Annotated in this window: 12 protein-coding genes and 1 pseudogene; 10 read left to right on the top strand and 3 right to left on the bottom strand. The window is 71.2% G+C overall.

The window, feature by feature from the left end:
* Positions 1–129: 129 nt before the first annotated feature.
* A complete protein-coding gene (locus VT50_RS07490) occupies positions 130–1137 on the bottom strand; it encodes a sporulation protein (RefSeq protein WP_046085049.1) in 1008 nt (335 codons plus the stop codon).
* A 233-nt stretch (positions 1138–1370) separates the two neighbouring features.
* On the opposite strand from VT50_RS07490, the gene VT50_RS39535 reads away from it, so the two are divergent.
* The 9 genes from VT50_RS39535 (at position 1371) to VT50_RS07440 (ending at position 12578) form a co-directional block, all read left to right on the top strand.
* Positions 1371–1634 (top strand): hypothetical protein, encoded by a 264-nt coding sequence (locus tag VT50_RS39535; protein ID WP_046085048.1) that lies wholly within the window; start codon positions 1371–1373, stop codon positions 1632–1634.
* Positions 1631–2791, top strand: coding sequence for an acyltransferase family protein (locus VT50_RS07480; RefSeq protein WP_046085047.1), 1161 nt, complete (start codon positions 1631–1633; stop codon positions 2789–2791). The genes VT50_RS39535 and VT50_RS07480 overlap by 4 nt, the downstream gene beginning before the upstream one ends.
* A gap of 110 nt (positions 2792–2901) precedes the next feature.
* Positions 2902–4008 carry a LacI family DNA-binding transcriptional regulator gene (locus VT50_RS07475; RefSeq protein ID WP_240529076.1) on the top strand — a complete coding sequence of 369 codons (1107 nt, stop codon included), beginning with the start codon at positions 2902–2904 and terminating at the stop codon, positions 4006–4008.
* A gap of 64 nt (positions 4009–4072) precedes the next feature.
* Positions 4073–5671, top strand: coding sequence for an FAD-dependent oxidoreductase (locus tag VT50_RS07470; protein ID WP_046085045.1), 1599 nt, complete (start codon positions 4073–4075; stop codon positions 5669–5671).
* A 125-nt stretch (positions 5672–5796) separates the two neighbouring features.
* On the top strand, positions 5797–7929 hold the full coding sequence (locus tag VT50_RS07465) for a hydantoinase/oxoprolinase family protein (protein WP_079343782.1): 2133 nt from the start codon (positions 5797–5799) through the stop codon (positions 7927–7929).
* Positions 7926–8543 (top strand): hypothetical protein, encoded by a 618-nt coding sequence (locus VT50_RS07460; RefSeq protein ID WP_240529075.1) that lies wholly within the window; start codon positions 7926–7928, stop codon positions 8541–8543. Before VT50_RS07465 ends, VT50_RS07460 begins: the two co-directional genes overlap by 4 nt.
* Positions 8531–9817: a TRAP transporter large permease gene (locus tag VT50_RS07455; protein ID WP_046086099.1), complete on the top strand. Its 1287-nt coding sequence runs from the start codon at positions 8531–8533 to the stop codon at positions 9815–9817. Before VT50_RS07460 ends, VT50_RS07455 begins: the two co-directional genes overlap by 13 nt.
* Before the next feature lie 130 nt (positions 9818–9947).
* Positions 9948–10952, top strand: coding sequence for a hypothetical protein (locus VT50_RS07450; protein ID WP_046090555.1), 1005 nt, complete (start codon positions 9948–9950; stop codon positions 10950–10952).
* Between the two features lie 363 nt (positions 10953–11315).
* On the top strand, positions 11316–12578 hold the full coding sequence (locus VT50_RS07440) for an MFS transporter (protein WP_053048850.1): 1263 nt from the start codon (positions 11316–11318) through the stop codon (positions 12576–12578).
* 273 nt (positions 12579–12851) lie between these two features.
* Here the strand turns inward: VT50_RS07440 and VT50_RS41295 are convergent.
* A pseudogene (locus VT50_RS41295) lies at positions 12852–13069 on the bottom strand (DUF4158 domain-containing protein); the annotation flags it as partial.
* Here VT50_RS41295 and VT50_RS40300 point away from each other — a divergent pair.
* Positions 12983–13249, top strand: a complete 267-nt coding sequence (locus VT50_RS40300) for a hypothetical protein (RefSeq protein ID WP_046090554.1) — start codon at positions 12983–12985, stop codon at positions 13247–13249. The pseudogene VT50_RS41295 and the gene VT50_RS40300 sit on opposite strands and share 87 nt — an antisense overlap.
* Positions 13250–13266: 17 nt before the next feature.
* Here the strand turns inward: VT50_RS40300 and VT50_RS41290 are convergent, their stop codons facing one another.
* Positions 13267–14229, bottom strand: coding sequence for an NUDIX hydrolase (locus VT50_RS41290; RefSeq protein WP_078841016.1), 963 nt, complete (start codon positions 14227–14229; stop codon positions 13267–13269).
* Between the last annotated feature and the right edge of the window lie 4 nt (positions 14230–14233).

Raw genomic sequence — 14233 nt, 5'->3', positions numbered from 1 at the left:
CATCCCTCCATATGGGGCCCTCATCCTGCATAGCTCAGCCCCGAGGGGGTCGCAACCGGGGCGCGGCTCGGTGTCACCGTGGTGGTCGGCGCGGCCGTGCGGTGAAGGCCAGCAGGAGCGGCGGTGGCCTCAGTCCTCCTCGTCCTCGAAGGCGTCACCGATCTCGTCGACGACCTCCGCCGCGACCATGCCACCGACGACGCCGACCGCGACACCTGCCGCGACGCCTGCGACGACCGCTCCTGTGCTGGGGCCGGAGCGGTGGTGACTGTCGTGATGATGGTCGCCGTGACCGTGACCGTAGCCGTACGGGGAGGACTCGCCATGGCCGTAGGAGCCACCGTGCGCATAGGAGCCGTGGGACGCACGGCGTTCGACGAGCTGCCGGATCCAGGCGTCGACCTCCGCGTTCCAGTCGTGGTGCTCGACGCCCTCGTGGCTGACGGTGAAGAGCGTGAGGGCGTCATGCCCGCCGGAGAACAGCCCGCCGCGCTTGTCGGCCTCCAGGACGACGTCCATGCCACCCGGGCTCGCGAGGAAGGTCACCTCGAGCTCGTTGATGGCGTGGGCGTACTGCGGGGCGGGGGCGAGCTCGATCTCCTGGTAGAACGGCAGCCGCTGCGCCGTCCCGCCGATGTGACCCAGTTCCAGATCGGCGGACGTGAAGCCGAAGCCGAGCTGCCCCAGCGCCTCCAGGACGGCCTCCTGAACGGGCAGCGGAGTCACGGTCAGCTGGTCCAGGTCCCCCTTGTCCTTCGCGCCCGCGACCTCCAGCCCGGTGCGGACGCCGAGGATGATGCCCAGCGGCTGCCCGTACAGCTCGGTGATCGGCGTCTCCCAGGGGAGGTGCACCGTGAAGGGCAGGCTGCGATGCTCCCCCTCGGCGAGCCGGAATCCGCCGCCGACGGTGAAGTGGTCGAAGAGGACGACGCCTTCGTGTTCCCCGTCCTCGTGCTCGGCCTCCGCCCGGGCCACCAGCTCCAGGTGGATCTGCTCGATGTGGTAGTCCGAGTTTCCACCCCGGAGGTGCACCTGCCCGGTCAGCGGTCCTCCCGGGCGTACGGGGACGGTGTCCAGCACCGTATCCACGGAGGGGGCGCCGACACCGAGCGAGCCGAGCAGTCGTTTGAACACCATCGCGGCGTTCACTCCTTCGTTAGCGTTCTGTTCTGTGAGCCCCGGCCGCGGACCGGTCCCGGAACGGCACGTCAGCGGATCGGTAAGAGCGCACGTCAGGTGCCGGACCGGTGACCGCGGCGGGCCGCGGCAGGAGGTGCCCCCTGATCTTCTACATACGCGTAGAAGTATATGGTGTACCGCGCCCCGGGAGCACCGGCCTGGGGTACCTCCACACCAAGGAAACCCACGGCATGACCGACCGCGACCGCCCCTTCCCGCGCACCGCCTCGCACACCACCGCCCGCGTCCGCGCCGACACCCCGCCCGACGACGCCGTGCCGGTGACGCGCGGCGCCGGCACCCACCCCATAAGTGTGACGAACGCGGGTATCCGGAGGTGCATGACGGTCGCCAGAGGGACTACGGTGCGGGGAATGTCGCGCGGTGCCTGGGCCTCCAGAGGTCATCTGCGATTCATGGTCCCCTTCCCGAAGTACTGGGGGAATGGACTGTGACGGACACCCTGCACTCTTCGAAAAACCAGCACGCATCGCCCCCTCCCGGCTCGGCCGGGGATTCGAGGGCGAGCGGGCCAGCGGAAAGCGGACCTCCGGCAGGGCGCGATCCCGGGAAGAAGACGAAGCGTGACCCCTTCTTCGACAATGCCAAATACCTGGCGATCGTGCTGGTGGCGATGGGGCATTCATGGGAACCGCTGCGCGGGGACAGCCGGGCCGCGGCCGCCCTCTATATGACCGTCTACACCTTCCACATGCCGGCCTTCATCATCATCTCCGGCTACTTCTCCCGCGGTTTCCGGGCCGAACCGGCCCAGCTCAAACGACTCGTGACCGGCGTCGCCGTTCCCTATGTCATCTTCGAGATCGCGTTCACCCTCTTCAAACGCTGGGCCGACGATGACCCGAACTATCCGATCAGCCTGCTCGATCCCTGGTATCTGACCTGGTTCCTGATCGCGCTGTTCATCTGGCGGCTCACCGCACCTCTCTGGAAGATCGTCCGCTGGCCGCTGCCGCTTGCGCTGGGTGTCGCCGTACTGGCCTCGATGACGCCGAGCATCGGCGACGATCTGGACCTGCAGCGCGTGTTGCAGTTCCTCCCCTTCTTCGTGTTCGGGCTGAGTTTGAAGCCCCAGCATTTCCAGTGGGTCCGGCGGCGAAAGGCACGGATCCTGGCGGCACCGGTGTTCGCCGGGGCATTGGCCTTCGCCTACTGGGCCGCTCCACGGATGAATGCCGCGTGGTTCTACCGGCGTGACAGCGCCCAGGAACTCGCTGCCCCCGGCTGGGCGGGTGCGGTGATGACCCTCGCCATGTTCGGCTGCTCGGTGATCCTGGTCGCCTGCTTCCTCGCCTGGGTACCGCGGCGCACCATGTGGTTCACGGCACTGGGCGCGGGCACGCTGTACGGCTACCTGCTGCACGGCTTCGTGGCCAAGGGCTCCCGCTTCTGGGGATGGTACGACCACGACTGGCTCCACCAGCCGCTCGGGGAGATCGGTGTCACACTCATCGCCGCGTCCCTCATCACGGTGCTGTGCACTCCCCCGGTGCGGCGAACCTTCCGGATCGCGATGGAACCCGAGATGACGTGGGCCTTCCGCCCCGAGGCGCCCGATCCGATCGCCGCTCGCGACACGGCACGCCGCTGATTCACGCGGGTTCCGTCCCGGCTCTTGACGGTGGGTCCAGGGGCCCGCAGGGTGGTTAATGCGCATTACTAATGCGCATTAACCAACCGGTGGACGAGGGGACATCAGGGGTGGATCAGCCGAAGAAGCGGGCGAAACCGGGACGGAGTCCGGGGCCCGCGAGCCGTACCTCACGGCCGCGGCAGGCCGAGGTGGCCGGGCTCGCCGGAGTGTCACAGGCGACGGTGTCACTGGTCCTGTCGGCGCGCGGCGACGGCAGGGCCGCCGCGATCTCCGAGGAGACCCGGCGGCGCGTCCTGGACGCGGCCCGCAGCCTCGGCTACGTGCCGGACCCGGCGGCGCGGCGGCTGGCGGCGGCCAGCAACAACCTGCTGGGGGTCTTCAGCTTCACCGCCACCTTCCCGACCGACGTACAGCATTCGTACTACCCGTTCCTGGTCGGCGTGGAGCAGGAGGCGGCCGCCCGGGGCTACGACCTGGTGCTGTTCACGGGGTCGAGCCCCGGTGGCGCGGGCGCCGCGGGACCGGACGCGCTGAGCCGGGTCCGGCTGGCCGACGGGTGCCTCTTCCTCGGCCGCCACGTACCGCGGGCCGAACTGAAGCGGCTGGTCGCCGACGGGTTCCCGGTGGTCCACCTGGGCCGCCGCGAGGAGCTGGAAGGGCTGGCCTGGGTCGGCGCCGACTATGTCAACGCCAGCCGTGAAGTCGTCGACCACCTCGCCGAGTTGGGGCACCGGCGGATCGTGCTGGTCCGGGAGGACGACGACGCTCCCGCGTCCACGGACCGCCAGCGGGGCTTCCTGGACGGCCTGGCGGCGGCGGGCATCGCGGGCGGCCCCGGCGCGGTGCTGCGCTGCGCCGATCCGGCCCGTGAGCTGACCGCGCGGCGGGTGGGGGCCCTGGCCGCGGACGGGGTGACCGCGTTCGTGGCCGAGGAGACCGACACCGGGGCGGCGTGGCGGGCCTTGAACGCCGCCGTCCGGGAGGCCGGGCTCAGCTGCCCCGGCGATGTCTCGCTGGGGCTGCTCGGAAGCCCGCCCGCCGACCTCGCCGCCCGGCCCGTGCCGATGGGGTTTGACATCCCCCGGCACCGGCTGGGCGCCGCGGCCGTCCGGCTGCTCGCCGCGCTGGTGGCCGGCGAGGAGGCACACGAGCCGTTGGTGGCCTGCGAGTTCCGCGCGGGTGAGACGGCGGGCCCGCCCGCCCCACCACGGTAGCGGCCGGCGCCGGGACGACCGCGGTGCCACGGAACCACGTTCACTCACGACCACGAGGAGCACGGTGATACCCCAGCCAGACATCCTGATCGTCGGTGGCGGCCTCGGTGGCGTCGCCGCCGCGCTCGCCGCCTGCCGCGCGGGCCGGCGCGTGGTGCTGACCGAGGAGACCGACTGGATCGGCGGGCAGTTGACGGCGCAGGCCGTGCCGCCGGACGAGCACCCGTGGGTGGAGCGGTTCGGCACGACGGCGGCGTACCGGGCCCTGCGCGAGGGCATCCGGGCCTACTACCGGCAGTGGTATCCGCTGCGGGGCGAAGCGCTCGGGCTCACGGAACTCAACCCGGGCGCCGGGCGCGTCAGCAAACTGTGCCACGAGCCACGTGTCGCCCTCGCCGTGCTGGAGGCGATGCTCGCGCCCCACCGGGCCTCCGGGCTGCTGACCGTCCTGACCGAGCACCGGGCCGTCTCCGCCGAGCACGACAACGATGCCATCACGGCCGTCACGGTACGCGACCTGCGCGGCGGCACCCTGCGCACCGTCCCCGCCCGCTACGTCATCGACGCCACCGAGACCGGTGAGCTGCTCGCGCTGGCCGGTGTGGAGCACGCGAGCGGGGCCGAGTCGCAGGACGAGTTCGGGGAGCCGCACGCCCCCGCCCACGCCCAGCCCGGCAACCAGCAGGGCATCACGGTGTGCTTCGCGCTCTCCCACCACGAGGGCGAGGACCACACCATCGACCGGCCCGGGACGTACGACTTCTGGCGCGCCTACCGCCCCGACTTCTGGCCGGGCCCGCTGCTCGGGTTCGAGGCCCCCGACCCGCGCACCCTGGAACCCGTACCGCGCACGTTCGTGCCCAACCCCGCGCTGGATCCGCTGGATGTCAGCGCGGACCAGAGCGCGGACGCCGGGGACAAGGAGCTGTGGGGTTTCCGCCGGATCCTGGCCCGCAAGCTGCACCGGCCCGGGGCCTTCGGCTCGGACATCACGCTGGTCAACTGGCCCCTGAACGACTACTGGCTGAAGCCCTTCATCGGCCAGGAGGCCGAAGCGCTGCGCGAGGCACGGCAGTTGTCGCTGTCCGTCCTGTACTGGCTGCAGACCGAGGCGCCGCGCGCGGACGGCGGCACCGGGTTCCCCGGGCTGCGCATCCGCCCCGATGTGACGGGCACGGCGGACGGACTCGCCAAGGGGCCTTACGTGCGCGAGTCGCGGCGCGTCAAGGCGGTGACGACCGTCGTCGAGCAGGACGTCGCCATCGACGTCGTGGGCCCGTACGGCACCAAGCACCACCGGGACTCGGTCGGCGTGGGGTGCTACCGCATCGATCTGCACCCCTCGACCGGCGGCGACAGCTACATCGACATCGGCTCGGTGCCGTTCGAGATCCCGCTGGGCGCGATGGTCCCGCGCCGGGTCCGGAACCTGCTGCCCGCCGGCAAGAACATCGGCACGACGCACATCACCAACGGCTGCTACCGCCTGCATCCGGTCGAATGGAACGTCGGCGAGGTCGCGGGCGCGCTCGCCGCGCACTGCCTGGCCGAGGACGTGGAGCCGCACCAGGTGCAGTCGGACGACAAGCGGTTCGAGGAGTTCGCGCGGCTGCTGGACCGGGCGGGCGTGCAAAGGAGCTGGCCCGACGTCCGCGGCTACTGAGCGGTCCCCCTTCAACCTGTCCCCCTTCGACCCACCCCCTTCGACCCACCCCCGTCGACCGGCCCCCTTCGGCCGGTCCCCTCTTCGGCAACGTCCGCACGTCAACGCACAAGGAGGTGCCTGACATGTCCCCTGACCGCCGCGTCCGCGTCGGTATCGACGTGGGCGGCACGTTCACGGACGCCGTGGCCGTCGATGCCACGACGCTCGACCTGGTGGGCCAGGTGAAAGTGCCCACCAGCCACCACCACGAGGACGGCGTCGCCCACGGCATCGTCCAGGCGCTCGGGCGTCTCCTCGAACGGTCCGGGCGCACCCCGGCCGATGTCACGTTCCTGGCGCACGGCACGACCCAGGCCACGAACGCGCTCCTGGAGGGCGATGTAGCGAAGGTCGGGCTCATCGGGATCGGCACGGGGGCGGGTGCCGTGTTCACCCGGCGCCTCGCCGCGTTCGGGAAGCTGGAAGTCGCCCCGGGCAAGCGGCTTCCGCTGGTGTACGCGCATGTGGCGGACCCCTTCGACGGCGATGCGGTGCGGGCCGCCGTGAACCGCGTACAGGAGGAGGGCGCCCGCGTCATCGTCGCCACCGAACCGTTCGGGGTGGACCGGCCCGAAGGGGAGCGGGCCGTGCTCGACGTGGCGCGGTCCACGGGGCTGCCGGTCGCGGCGGCACACGAGATCACATCGCTGTACGGACTGCACAAGCGGACCCGCACCGCCGTGGTCAACGCGGCGATCCTGCCGCGCATGCTGGCCACGGCCGATCTCGTCGACTCCGCCATCACCAAGGCCGGGGTCACCGCGCCACTGATGGTGATGCGGTGCGACGGCGGTGTCATGTCGCTGGACGAGATGCGGCGCCGTCCGCTGCTGACGGTCCTCTCGGGACCGGCGGCGGGTGTGGCCGGGGCGCTGATGCGGGAGCGGATCAGCGAGGGGGTGTTCCTGGAGACGGGTGGCACGTCCACGGACATCAGTGTGGTGCGACGCGGCAAGGTGGCGGTGCGGCACGCGACCATCCTCGGCAGACCGTCGTACCTCAACGCCCTGGATGTGCGCACCGTCGGGGTCGGCGGCGGATCGATGGTGCGGGTCTCCGGAGGGAAGGTCACGGGCGTCGGCCCGCGCAGCGCGCACATCGCCGGGCTTCCCTACGCCTGCTTCGCCTCGCTCGAGGAGCTGCGGGACGCGAAGGTCACCACGGTACGGCCGATGGACGGCGACCCCGACGACCATGTGGTGCTGGACGCGGCGGGCGGCCGGTTCGCGGTGACGATGACGTGTGCGGCGAACGCGCTCGGCCGGGTCCCCGAGGGCGACTTCGCACGCTGCGGCCCGGAGGTGGCGCGGGCGGCGCTCGCCCCGCTCGCCGCCCTGCTCGGCACGGACGTGGCGGGCGCGGCGCGGGCCGTGCTGGACGCGGGGACGGCGTCGGTACGGGCGGTCGTGGACACCATGATCCGCGACTACCGGCTCGGCCGGGAGACCGCCGTCCTGGTGGGCGGGGGCGGCGGAGCCGCGGCCGTGACCCCGCATCTGGCCCGGGCCACCGGTCTGGAAGGGCGCGTCGCCCGCCACCACGAGGTCATCAGCCCGATCGGGGTGGCGCTCGCGCTGGTCCGCGAACAGGTCGAGCGGATCATCCCCGGCGCCACCCAGGAGCACATCCTCGCCGTGCGCGCCGAGGCCGAGCGGGCGGTCGTCGCGCAGGGCGCCGCGGCCGACGGGGTGGAGGTCGAGGTGACGGTCGACCCGCAGACCAGCACCGTACGGGCCGTCGCCACCGGCGCGACCGAGCTGCGCACACGGGACCGGGCGCACCGCGCCGATGACGCCGAGCGGCTGCGGGCCGCCGCCGTCAGCCTCAGGGCGCGGGAGACCCGGGTGCGGATCCTGGCCGGTACCGACGCGTACACGGTGTACGGCACGGACGTGCGGCGCCGGCTGCGGGCGGGGCGGCAGCCGGTGCGGGTCGTGGACGCGGACGGGGTGGTGCGGCTCGGGGTGTCCGACGCCCGGGTGCGGACGACGACGGTGGGCGCGTCCGGCGAGGTGCTCGCCTCGCTGGTGCGGGAGACCACTTCGTACGGCGACGGCGGGGTGCGGGCGCCCGCGGTGCGTCTGCTGGTGGGCGGCCGGATCGCGGATCTGTCCGGGGTGCTCGAACCGGAAGCGCTGCTCGCGCTGGCCCGCAGCGAGTTGCGTACGCGGGCGGCCGAGGAGCCGGTGGTGGCGGTCGTGGAGTCCCGCGCATGAGTGGCGACCACGGCCCCGGCCCGGGCCGCGACCACGGCCTCGACCGCGACGTGTGCCGCGACCACGATCTGGACCTCGCCGTGCGGCTGCTCGCGGGGACGCCCACGCACGAGGGCCGGGATCCGCAATTGCTGCGCCGATGGGCCGAGGCGGCCGAGGAGTTCGGACGCCAGATGAGCCCCGGCCCGGTACCGGTCCGGGTGGTCGAGCGGGACGGCGGGCTCGCCGCCGGGCTGCTGGCCCGGTACCGCTCGCGGCCACCGGTGGTCGAGGTGTACGTCGACACGGTCGACCGCGCCGAACGACTCGTCGCCGAACTCGGCTGGCGGCACTGGTTTCCCGCGGGCTCGGTGCTGGCCGCCGCCCTCGCCCACGAGCGGGCGCACGCCTGGCTCCACCACGCGCATGTCCGGGCCGAGTTCAAGCGGGCGCTCGGCCACACCGCGCTGCGGCTCGGGCCGCGCCGCCTGTACGCGCACGTCGCGGGCGCCGACGAGCTCGCCGCGCACGCCTACGCCCGCGCCGCCTGCGGCCTGGGCCGTAGCCCCCTGCTGCTCACCGAGGCGCTGGCCGCCGCGTGTTCCGAAAGCGAGACGGATCGATGGGTGTCGTGATTCTGCTCCTCATGGCGGCGGGCGTCGCCGCCATGCTCACCCGCAGGCTGCCCACCGCGTTCGCGCTGGTGCTGCTCGCCGTGACGATCGCGTTCGCCGCGGGCGCGCCGCTGACCGGAAAGAACAGCGTGCTCGACACGGTGCTCCAGGAGGGCGCGCCCGCGCTGGCGGCCACGATGATCGCGATCCTGCTCGGTTCGTGGCTCGGCAAGCTCCTGGAGGAGACCGGCATCGCGGCCACCCTGGTCCGCAAGATCGTGGAATTCGGTGGCGACCGGCCGGTGTTCGTGGCGCTCGGCGTCCTCGCGGTGTCGGCCCTCGTGGGCACGGTGACGGGGTCCGCGCCCGCGGCGATGCTCGCCGGGCTCATCGGGATCCCGGCCATGATCGCGGTGGGCATCCCCAAGGTGACGGCCGCAGGCACCATCCTCATGGGCATCGCGGTGGGTGTCCCGTTCGAGCTGCCGGTGTGGCAGTTCTTCTCCACCGCGCTGGAACTGCCCATGGACACCGTGCGCGGCTTCATGGTGAAGCTCTTCCCGTTCGCGCTGGTGGCGGCCGTCGCTTACGTCCTGGTGGAGTCGCGGCGGCGCGGTGTGGAGCACACCTGGTCACTCAGGTCGCCTGCGGGCGGGCCGACGTCACGCAGCCGGCGGCAGCTGCTCGGCGACGCCCCGTGGTACGCGCTGCTGACGCCGGTGGTACCGCTGGTCCTGGCCCTCGGCTTCGAACTGGCCATCATTCCCTCGCTGCTGGCGGGAGTGGTGTACGCACTGGTGACGACGACACGGCCGCGGGAGATGAACCGACGGCTGCTGCGCACCCTGTACGGCGGATTCGAGGTGGCGGCGCCCCCCATCACGCTGTTCGTGGCGATCGGCATCCTGCTCGCGGCGGTGAAACTGCCCGGCGCGGTCGACGCCCTCGAACCGCTCGTCAAGGCGGTCAGCCCGCAGAACGCGGTGCTGTTCGTCGTGGTCTTCACGGTGCTGGTGCCGCTGTGCCTGTACCGCGGCCCGCTCAATGTCTTCGGCCTCGGCGCCGGTATCGCGGGCGTCCTCATCGCCACCGGCATCTACCCGGCCACCGCCGTCCTCGGCATGGCCACCTCGTACAACCAGGTCTTCGGCGTCGCCGACCCGACCAGCACCCAGACCGTGTGGGCCGCCCAGTACGCGGGCGTCTCACCGCAACAGGTGATGGTGCGGACGCTGCCGTATGTGTGGGCCGTGGCGCTCGGGGGTCTGTGCGTCACCGCCACGACCTATCTGTGACCTCCCTCAGCCCCTCAAGCCCTCAGCCTCCAGCCCTCCAACCCTCCAACCCTCCAGCCCTCCAGCCCTCCAGCCCTCCAGCCCTCCAGCCCTCCAGCCCTCCAACAGCAACCGACCTCAGGAGCCGATCATGCAAGAGCCGCAGTCCGGCCCGGATCGTCGTATGTTCCTGCGCGCGAGCGCCGTCACCGGCGCCGCGCTCACCCTCGGCGGCCTCTCGACGCAAGCGGCGTCGGCCGCGCCCGGAGGCTTTCCCGACTACACCTACGTACGGACGCTGCTGACGCCGTCGCAGCTGAAGTACAACCCGACGGGCGAGATCATCTTCCCGACCGTGCGCGGTGTCTACGACAAGTTGGCGTCGCCACTGGGCCGTTACTACCTCTACTACGCGCCGCACGACGCGCCCGGCGGCATCTGCCTCGCCCACGGGAACTCACTGGAGGGCCCGTTCACGGAGTACCCGGCGAACCCGATCGTGTCCAACAACTGGGCCCCGCACTACTCGGTCAGCCATGTCTCCTCGCCGCATGTGCTGTGGAAGGAGGACACCAAGGAGTTCTGGCTGTACTTCCACGGCGAGAACACCACGACACGGCTCGCCCGCTCCAAGGACGGGGTCCACTTCACCTACGACAAGGCCGTCCTGTCCACCTCGATGATGCCGTCGGGCACCACCGAGACGTCGTACGCCAGGGTCTTCCGGCACGACCTGCCGTCGCGCGGGGCCCACTATGTGATGCTGTTCATGCTCAACAACACCACCAACCACCGGGACATCTGCTGGGGCTGGTCAGCCGACGGCCGGACCTGGACCTTCGACCAGACCCCGCTGGTGCGCCACTCGGACGTCGGCGCGGTGAACATCGGCGGCCCCCATCTGCTCACGCGCGACGGCTCGGCGTACGTGGTCTACAACAAGGACAAGGAGAGCGGCGGGGACCTCATGATCACCGAGGTGGGCGCGGACTTCTCACTCCGCCGCCATCTGGGCGTCTTCTACAACTCCCGCTCCGGGCCGCCGGAGAACGGCAGATCGGCGTCGCCGTCGTTCGGCACCGATGGCGGAGTGCCGTACATGATCTTCGAGGCGGGGGAACGGCTCCAGGGCTCGATCGCGGTGGCCCGAGGGTAGTCCGGAGCCACGTCCCGCCTGTGCGCTGCCCGGGCGAGAGCACGAAGTCCGGCACGGCTCAGGAGAGGTGAAGTGCTTGCCGTCCCGGGTGTCGGCGAGACTCGGCAGCTGCCGGCGGGACCATGTGGCCAGCAGGACGACGTCGGCGGCCGCGGCGACCTCGGCCACCGAGGTCAGCACGCCGCCGCCGTGCCTGGCGGCCAAACCGGCGGCGCGGCACACCGACGCACCACAGCCTGCTCAAGGCCCCCTCTACTCCCCCGCCCTGGCCTTCACTTCACCCACCGCCCCCGGCCGGTGCGACGTGAGCTGCGCCTCGTCACCTTGACTCTCACATCGGTGTGAGACTTTAGCGTCCCGGTCATGACCAGCAGCGCCGCTCCCCCGGCGACCGGGGCCCCCTACCCGTCCGCACGCCTCCGTGGCGTTGCCCTGGCGGTGCTCACCGCGTGCGTGTTCGTGGTGGGCACCGCCGAGTGGGTCATGGTCGGGCTGCTGCCGCGGCTGTCGGCCTCCTGGCACCGTACGCTGCCGGCCGTCGGTTCCCTGGTGACCTGGTACGCCCTGGTCGTCACCCTCGCCGGGCCGCTGGTGACGGCAGGGATGCTGCGACTGGCACGGCGCCGAGCGCTGCTGGTGCTGCTGGGTGTGTTCACCACCGGCAACCTCGCCGCGGCGCTGTCGGACACCTTCAACGCCCTGGTGGCGGCCCGGATGCTGACCGCGCTCACCCACAGCACGACCTTCGCCGCGGCGATGGTGATCGCCATCGCCCTGGTGCCCGCGGCCCGTCGCGGCCGTGCCGTCGCCGCCGTGACGGCCGGCTGGAACCTGGCCACGGTCCTCGGCGCACCGCTGGGCACCTGGATCGGCGACCACTACGGCTGGCGGGCCACCTTCTGGACCATCACGGCCCTCGCCGCCCTGGTGCTATGCGCCGTAGCCGCACTCGTCCACCCGCCCATACCGCTCCAGGCCACCCATCCCGGCGAGGAGGTGCGCGGGCTGCTCCGGCCCCCGGTGGCCATCGTGCTGGCGATCATCGTGATCGCGCAGGCCGGGCTGTTCACCGCCTACACCTACGTCGCGCCACTGCTGCAGAAGGTCAGCGGATTCACCCCGTCCGCCGTCACCACTCTCCTCGCTCTGTTCGGGCTGGGCGCGGTCGGCGGCAATATCCTCGGCGGCCACCTGGCCGACCGCTTCCCGTGGGCCGGGGTCTGCACACTCCTGGTCGGCCTGACCGGTGTCCTGGCCGCTTTCAGCCTCACCAGCCGGATTCGATGGGCGGCAGCCGTCACCGTACTCATCCTCGGCGTGATCACCGCCGCCCTCATCCCGCTGCTCCAAGACCGAGCCCTGGCCGCGGCCCCCACCGCCGCCACCCTGGTCACCGCGATCAGCGCCTCCGCGTTCAACCTCGGCGTCGCCAGCGGCTCCCAGCTCGGCGGACACGCCCTCACCACCGGCCTCACCCTGCCCGACCTGCCCTGGATCGGCGCCCTGCTCGCGGGCGCGGCAGCGCTCATCGCCGCCGCGGCCGCCCGCCGCCACCGGACGCCCGCTTCCGAATGGTGCTCACCACCGGCTGACGTACCACCGGGGGGAGGGAAAAGGCGGCCGTAGCGCTTCCTTGATGGGGCCGGACGGAGCGCATGAACGGCCCGCATGCGGATGGCAGTTGGGCTGCGGAGAGGGATCTTGCCTACGGTGATGCCCTCCCTCGCTGGCGAACACGACGTCGAAACCGCTGTGAACTTCCGGTCCCTGGGCCCGCGTTTAAGACCGCTGTTTCGACACCGCGACTCTGTGCAGCACATCGTGGCCGCATCATCATTGCCGCCCTTCGAGAGCGTCACCGGGACCGCGCCCGACGCCTGTACCCGATCCACTGGTGCCGCACGAGGCGTCAGCGATGCCGAGCTGCCCGACCAGGTACTCCGGGCCTCCCACGAGACCGCGAGCGGGTCCTCACCCAGGAACCGGCCGATGTAGCGGACCGTACGGATCCGCGAGGCCATGCCCAGACGATGCGCGTCCGTACGACGCAGGACGATCAGGTCACGGTCGTCATCGTCGAGGAAGAAGAACCACGCCAGCTCCGGGCGCGCGGGCACCTCGGTGAACGTCCCGTACGCCTCGGCGTCGACGAACGCACGGACTTCCGCACCCAGGCTCTGGCCCGGCTCGCCGCACAACACGAGGAGATCGTTCGGTTCCGTGATGCCGCCGCCGGGGCCAGCCGGGTCGGCCGCCTTGCCGCACGACCAACCACCGTGATCGGGACGTGCAGTTGAAGCACGATCTCCGCGGGTCAGGCAGGCTCGGGGAGGTGACCGAGGTGCTCGATGACGCGCTCGCGCAGAAGGAGATACTCCTCCCAACGCCGAGGAAGGGGCCCAGGTGGACGTTTGACAACCCGGGCTGCGGTGACGGTCTGACCATCCCGGAACTGCTCGCGCGTCAGGTCAAGGTCCACACCACTGGGCAACCGATTCCACCAGTGAAATGCGTGCTGTTCCCCAGCGCAATGGACCTCCCCGACCATGAGGTCGCCACCGAAGATGTCGTTCACTATCAAAGCGGTGATGTCACAGTGACCCCACGCCGGGTTGCCGGGCTGCCAGCCGGCGCGGGCGAGGTCGTCCGGGGAACAGGTGTCAGCGGCCCAACTGGCCCGCAGAGCCTTGTCGATGACCAGCAGGTTCCAAGGGATCATACCGACAGCATCGCAGCCGCCACTGACATCGCCGGACCGCAGGGGAGACGCCTCTTCGGCTGCCGGCCCGGAATCGGACTGCAGATATCGGCGCAGAGCTTCCCGTCCTCCCGGAACGAAGAGCCATTGATCTACGACCTCGGACAATTCTGCCTCAGTCAGCCAGCCCTGCCAGGCGATCTCACCCGGATCCGGGGTCAGGGGGTCCGTCACGACAGCCTCATGCACCCCAAACCACACGGGGCTGATCCCCTCCTGGCAAAGGAACTTGAACATGAAGCGCACGGGCACACGAACGCCCAGCTCTTCGGACAGTTCCCGGGCCGCGGCCTCCTCATACGACTCACCCACGTCAACGGCGCCACCGACCATCACGTCGTAGTAGTCAGGGAACCGGGAATGCGTCTGGGACCGCCGCAGCAACAAGATCCGCCCCGCCCGATCACGGCAGATCGTCGTGGCAATGCGATGCGGCCAGTGCTGACGCTCCGCCTCGCCTCGTTCGACGACTCCCAAGACGCGGTCCTGCTCATCCACATGCTCCACCAATTCGCTCACGGAG

The sequence above is a fragment of the Streptomyces antioxidans genome, from assembly GCF_000968685.2.
Classification (GTDB): domain Bacteria; phylum Actinomycetota; class Actinomycetes; order Streptomycetales; family Streptomycetaceae; genus Streptomyces; species Streptomyces antioxidans.
Note: the sequence above shows the minus strand (reverse complement) of the source record. Positions and strands in the feature narration are given on the sequence as shown.